The 1,178-nt window shown below is 74.0% G+C and carries 2 protein-coding genes; both read left to right on the top strand.

All coding sequences use genetic code 11. From position 1 onward, the window contains the following. Window positions 1-183 precede the first annotated feature (183 nt). A complete protein-coding gene (locus ABZ641_RS38495; protein ID WP_359989331.1) occupies window positions 184-528 on the top strand; it encodes a hypothetical protein in 345 nt (114 codons plus the stop codon). After that, on the top strand, window positions 525-1,028 hold the full coding sequence (locus ABZ641_RS38490; protein ID WP_359989329.1) for an SsgA family sporulation/cell division regulator: 504 nt from the start codon (window positions 525-527) through the stop codon (window positions 1,026-1,028). Before ABZ641_RS38495 ends, ABZ641_RS38490 begins: the two co-directional genes overlap by 4 nt. Window positions 1,029-1,178: the final 150 nt, after the last annotated feature.

Below are 1,178 nucleotides of genomic sequence, written 5' to 3'. Positions count from 1 at the left end.
GATTCATCGGATCCCCACGCCTCAAGCCCACCCGGCCCGTCGGCGAAACCGCGCAGGTGGCCGAGGCGGGCGCCGACGCGCGGACCTCCACGGCCGGGCCGCCACCGTCAACACGAGCTGCGAGCCGGAACGCCCCACCCGTCGGCGAGGTTGCCATCGGCACATTCACTCGTTGTGCCCGGCATGACCTCCGACCTCCGGACCTGCGGCAGAGCCGCCGAAACGGTTCTCCGCGAGACCCCGATCTTCGCCCACCTGGCCGCACTGTGGACCGCCGCCGGCCTCACCGTGCCCGGCCGCGCCGACCCCGACTGGGACCGCCTGACTGCCCAGTCCCGCCTCCTTCCACCGCCCCTGCCGTCCCCGGCCGCCGGCCCCGACTGGGACCGCCTGACCGCACCGCCCCGCTTCCTCCCACCGCCTCTGCCGTCCCCGGCCGCCGGCCCCCGACCGGGGACGGCAGACGGCCCGCACGCCGACCACGCACAACCCGACCCCACCCCCGCGCACCTCAAGGACTGCGCATGACCCACCACGAAACCCCCCGCGTCCCCCCGCAACGCACCAGCACCGGCGGCTGCGCCATGCCCCTGGAGCTGCTGGCAGTCGTCCTGCCCGGCCTGAGCGTCGCGGTGCGCGGCTGCCTGCGCTACCACCCCGCCGAGCCGTACACCGTCTACCTCGACAACCACATCGACCTCGACGCCCCGATCACCTGGGTGTTCGCCCGCGACCTCCTCGCCACCGGCCTCACCGAATGGGCGGGCACCGGCGACGTCTGCGTCCACCCCGCCGGCGACGACCGGACCGTCTTCATCACCCTGACCGGGGAGAACTCCACGGCCGTCCTGCGCGTGGACGCCTCGCACATCAGGACCTTCCTCACCCACACCGAACGGATCGTCCCCTCGGGCACCGAAGAAGGCCAGGTGGACGTGGACAGATTCCTGCGCCGACTACGCGACGACGAACCCCCCGAGCCCGAGCCCGAGCTCGATCCCGGGCCGGACCCGGAGCCGAAACCGTGAAGGCGTGCGACCCGGCCCGGAGGCACCCGGGAACTTGCCGACCGCTTCGACGGGGCCCCGCCGCCCGCTCGGGAGTGGGGCCGACCGTCGCCCGGCTCGCAACCGTGGACTTCCGGGACTGCTCGGCGCCGACAACCGTGGTGAGCGGCC

Origin of the sequence: Kitasatospora sp. NPDC007106, from assembly GCF_040634455.1 — a bacterium.
In the GTDB taxonomy this organism is placed as follows: Bacteria; Actinomycetota; Actinomycetes; order Streptomycetales; family Streptomycetaceae; genus Kitasatospora; species Kitasatospora arboriphila.
This window is presented reverse-complemented; position numbering and strand designations above follow the sequence as displayed.

Bases quoted from the DNA above. Each gene is read 5' to 3' on its own strand.
- ABZ641_RS38495 (WP_359989331.1), top strand. From the start codon at position 184: ATGACCTCCGACCTCCGGACCTGCGGCAGAGCCGCCGAAACGGTTCTC.
- ABZ641_RS38490 (WP_359989329.1), top strand. From the start codon at position 525: ATGACCCACCACGAAACCCCCCGCGTCCCCCCGCAACGCACCAGCACC.